This is a genomic window from Bradyrhizobium sp. STM 3809, assembly GCF_000239795.1.
Lineage (GTDB): Bacteria > Pseudomonadota > Alphaproteobacteria > Rhizobiales > Xanthobacteraceae > Bradyrhizobium.
Genome location: NZ_CAFJ01000420.1, coordinates 1 through 4,351 on the forward strand (window position 1 = coordinate 1; position 4,351 = coordinate 4,351).

4 protein-coding genes are annotated in these 4,351 nt (G+C 58.1%); 3 read left to right on the forward strand and 1 reads right to left on the reverse strand.

Annotated features, from left to right (window positions below; all coding sequences use genetic code 11):
* Positions 1 to 116: 116 nt before the first annotated feature.
* The 3 genes from BRAS3809_RS20245 (at position 117) to BRAS3809_RS20255 (ending at position 3,863) form a co-directional block, all read left to right on the forward strand.
* The gene (locus tag BRAS3809_RS20245; protein WP_008963912.1) at positions 117 to 845 is read left to right on the forward strand and encodes a hypothetical protein; all 729 of its coding nucleotides are present in this window, start codon (positions 117 to 119) and stop codon (positions 843 to 845) included.
* Between the two features lie 888 nt (positions 846 to 1,733).
* On the forward strand, positions 1,734 to 2,411 hold the full coding sequence (locus tag BRAS3809_RS20250; RefSeq protein ID WP_035657150.1) for a sugar transferase: 678 nt from the start codon (positions 1,734 to 1,736) through the stop codon (positions 2,409 to 2,411).
* Between the two features lie 807 nt (positions 2,412 to 3,218).
* Positions 3,219 to 3,863, forward strand: coding sequence for a transglutaminase-like cysteine peptidase (locus BRAS3809_RS20255; RefSeq protein ID WP_008963915.1), 645 nt, complete (start codon positions 3,219 to 3,221; stop codon positions 3,861 to 3,863).
* 127 nt (positions 3,864 to 3,990) lie between these two features.
* Here the strand turns inward: BRAS3809_RS20255 and BRAS3809_RS36700 are convergent.
* On the reverse strand, positions 3,991 to 4,351 hold a 361-nt coding region (locus BRAS3809_RS36700; protein ID WP_502685674.1), incomplete at its 5' end, for an O-antigen ligase family protein.

A 4,351-nucleotide genomic window follows, 5' to 3' on the forward strand; every position in this document is an offset into this window, starting at 1 on the left:
AGCGGTGCTGAACAAGGCCAATGAAGCGATTATGCGCCGCTTCGAGGGCTATTCCGATCGTCACTATAATTACTACACGAATGAGAAGCCCGCCGGGGAGACGGTCTAATTTCTTTATGATCCCGATGCGCGCGGCTTCAACCCGGGTTCTTTTCAACGCGATCCTCTTGCTGGTGGCCGTGTCCGGGTTGGTCTGGGGAGGCCTTTCTGCCAAGGACGCAGCCATTTCGGACGACTTTATCTCCACCGAAGCACGCCTGCTCCGATTTGAGACCTTCACCGCCGACGCGGCGACACGTGCTCTTCAACTGGCCCAGACGAATCGGGTCAGCCCTTGTGATACTCATGCGCAGCGCACACTACTGCTTCTCGAGATACCTCTGCTTGACGCCGCATTGCGTGCGGGATCTGGGAAGGAGTTCGATGAGCGTATCGCATCGATGGAAGCCCGCGCCCGGCTTACATTGAGTTGCGCGCCGCGCGACTCTTTCGCTTGGTTGGTCGCATTCGGACTCGCTCTAGGTCACGGCCATTTGGACGCCGGCGCATTCGCCCTTTTGGCGCAGTCTTACGCAACCGGTCCGAATGAGGCCTGGATTGCGGTGCGGCGGACGATCATCGCCTCGCCCGTGTTGATGCAAGCTCCCGGAGACGTGAGGGAAGAGATCTTGGACGAATTCGGAAGGCTGGTCAGCCGAGGCTTTGTCGACGTCTCCGCTAAGGCCTATCTGAGCGCCCCGAGCGCGGCGCAGGACTTGCTGAAGGCTCGCGTCGAGCAGCTGGATCCCCGGGCGCAATCAGCGTTCGCCAAGACGGTCGAGGTGCTTCGTCGTTATCGCGGTTGAAGCCTTTAAGTCGTGGCGCCGGCCTCTTTCAACGGCGACGCAAGCCCTTGGTGCTTTATTTGTGGTGTGCCTGTGCCTCCCGCGCAGATCAACGAGCTCGGGGGATTTCCGGCCTTCGTTCGCAACCGAGCAGCATGAACCCGAAGGCTTCCTCGAATCCGCGCACCGGGAAGCGATCTTCAGTCGACTGAACATGGTCGCTCCCCCCCCCCGCCAAAGTGCCTCGGTTCAGGGCAAAACTGCAAAACCTGCTTCAGAAAGTTCGCTCCGGCTGCCTTGAAACAACAATTGCGCGATCTCGATGTCGATCAAAGATGCTGCGAACGCGAGTAACTCGCAGTTGGCCTGAGCCGATGCGGGAGGTCCCGTGACCGGATTGGAAACGACGTTGCCCTGACCGGCTCCTTTTCTCCAAATTCAGCTCGGCGGCCAGAGCCAGCCCCTCTGCTCCCCTGCTTGGGTCGAGGGGCATCCGGGATTCTACGGGGCGTCGATCCTGACTTTCGATGCTTTGCCGCCCACAAACTCACATAGTTAATTTTAACCTATTCTGCCGTTGAACGACCAACGATAGTGGTATCGGCAGGCAGCCGAAAATGAGAAGCCAGGGAGCTACTGATCGTGTGTTGCCTATACAGCACTCCGGAGGCGATTTCTCACACTCCATACGCGATTTCGTGGCGGGCGCACGCCGAGTCGACGAGGGCAGATCAGCTTACGTTAATAATTTCATTATCTTAAACATTTTAGCTTAACAGAAGGTTGCCACCGATCATGCTTCAGCGAAAATTGTGCAGCGCGGACCGATCTGATAAAAAAATCGTAAAAGGAGAGTAACGAAAGTTATTCAACACGGGCCTACGATATTTTGTTTTTCGGAGTACCCTTATGAACAGTTTATCAGATACACGCTCGGATTTGAGGTATTCTGCAGTCGTCGGTTCGCCGGCTCCAGTTGGAGTGCTGCCAAAACGCCTCGTGGATATTGTCCTTGCGCTCGGCGGGATCATTCTACTGGCCCCGTTACTTGCCATCTGCTACGCCGCCGTTATTTTGTCTTCCCCTGGCCCCGCGCTGTTTCGCCATAAGCGGGTGGGATTCAACGGCCGGATTTTCGAGTGCCTTAAATTCAGAACCATGGTGCCGGACGCTGCAGAGCGCCTGGAGGAGTTGCTTGCGAGCGATCCTTCCGCTGCCGCCGAATGGGCGGCGACCCGTAAGCTGAAGAATGATCCCCGTGTGACGGCGATCGGCGCAATCCTTCGTAAATCGAGCCTTGATGAGTTGCCGCAATTGTACAACGTGCTCAAGGGCGAAATGAGCATCGTGGGACCACGGCCCGTGACTGAGGAAGAGCTGGACCGTTACGCCACGTCTGTGGGTGCCTATCTGTCTTGCCGCCCAGGTATCACCGGGCTGTGGCAGGTGAGCGGCCGCAGCACCACAAGCTACGAAAAGCGCGTCGCCTGCGATGCCTATTACGCGCACAATTGGTCAATGGTCCTGGACGCCAAGATCATCGTGGTAACGCTCCCGGCTCTGCTGTCAACGGATGGGGCTTGCTGAGGCGTGCTACGCGCCCAGCAATGCCGAAGCGCTTTGGCGACGCAGATAGTCTCAGAAGGCCTCCAGCTTGACTTGGCGGCAGCCAGGTCGCTAGGGCGGGTTCCTCGGGATCCTGCATTTTTCAGCGCGCGATTGCACCAGCGCTTTACCTTAATTATTTGAAAACATTGCTTATTTCGGGCTGTGCGCGTATCTCTCTGCGAGCCGCGAAGATGAGCCGATGCGCAATTTCCATTCCGCAGATCAAACCAGAGGGCCGCGCGGTCAGAAGGGGGCATCATTGCCATTGAGGCGGAAGCTATCCATAGCCGTGCTCTTGTTGACGATTATGCTGGCTATGACGCTCTGGCTGGCATTGCTCGGCTGGGGCACGATGGAGGTCGTGGTGTCTGCGGTTTCCGCGGTTGGAAAGATCTGGGCGGCGGCGTTCTAATCACGCGTCCCTTGCGCGCGCTCTAGCTTTCTCGCTTGCCCATGCTCTTTTCGGACTCGTGCCGGCCGGGTCTCAACTTAAGACTGGCCACATTGTTCATGAGTTCAAAACGCGCACGGGTCCCTCTGCCGCAGCAATCTTTTGCCCGTGGATTTCTTGAGCTTGCTCGCGGCACGACCAATTCAGCCCAGCGTGCATTGCGGGACGTCGCCGCCGGCGATAACTGATCGGCCCGAGATTTGCTTATCTTAAGCAGTTGCTTATCCTGGACATTTGCCGGCCCCGTCATAGGCAAAAATTTACACCCTTGCGGGACAATGAACACGGTTGGCGTACGCGTTGGCGGTCGCATGTTGCTCATTGAGGTATCGCGCATGGCGCAGATCTACAGGATTCTCATCGCGACGCTTTTCGGATCGATCGTGCTGGGTGGAGATGCTGTGGCGCGTAATCGGATCTCGCATGACCCGATCCAGCAATCTTCGATCTCCGAGGGCGGACCGACCCTCGCACCGTTTCAACATGTCAGATTCTGCATCCGCTACCCTGCGGAATGTAAGCTGGAGGCGGACGGGAAGAGCCGCGTCGATCTCGATTCGTCGACACTCGAGCTTCTGGCGCGGGTGAACCGCGATGTAAACGTTGCAATCGCACCGTCCAACAAGAGCTACGACACCAATCTCTCCGAAGGCTGGAGGATTGCACCCGGTTCGGGCGACTGTAACGACTATGCCGTTACCAAGCGCCACGAGCTCGTCCAGAGCGGCGTTCCTGCCAGGGCGCTGCGCCTCGCCGTCGTCAGGACCTCGTCCGGGGTCGGACATCTCGTTCTTATCGTCGCGACCACGAAGGGCGACTTGGTCCTTGATAATCTCACCGAGACGATCAGGAATTGGGAGAGCACCAACTACGCCTGGGTCAAGATTCAATCGACGCGCGACGCGCGGTTCTGGAGCGAGGTGAAGCCGGAGGGCACAGCAATGTTGCGAGCCCCTCAACTCCGCATCGCAGGCCGCTAGTTACCATTCGGCCGCTCTCTTGGACGGATGTGCGGGGCCGGAGAGCCGGCGTTTGGCTCAGGTTCATCGTGCTGCAATCTGCGCCCAGCTTTCATCCTCCACTGGCCCGTCGCTTTCGGGAGCGGAGCTAGACGGCATGAGCGCGGTCTGCGTGTTCCGCGGTCGCCCGGGCCAGGCCTGATCCGAGCAGGATCGAGAAGGGGATGAGATAGCCCGGTATCTGGAGCGAAAAGTCGATCAGGGAGTGCGAATAAGTCAGCGCGGCCACTCCCATTATGGCGAATGCAGAGCCTTCGATTCGGTCCTGCGTTCTTTGTGTATAGCGAAGCAGGATCACCAATGACCCAAGGGCTCCCGCGAGGACCATGATCGCGATTGGGAGCCCCATCTCAAATGCGATCTCGATCGGCGTGGAATGAGCCATTTCCCAAATGCCCCAACCGCTCAGATCCCCGCTCCGCAAAGATGGAAAAACATCTGCAAACGTG

Excerpts from the sequence above, each read along its gene's own strand:
- BRAS3809_RS20245 (WP_008963912.1), top strand. The coding sequence starts at position 117 with ATGATCCCGATGCGCGCGGCTTCAACCCGGGTTCTTTTCAACGCGATC.
- BRAS3809_RS20250 (WP_035657150.1), top strand. The coding sequence starts at position 1,734 with ATGAACAGTTTATCAGATACACGCTCGGATTTGAGGTATTCTGCAGTC.
- BRAS3809_RS20255 (WP_008963915.1), top strand. The coding sequence starts at position 3,219 with ATGGCGCAGATCTACAGGATTCTCATCGCGACGCTTTTCGGATCGATC.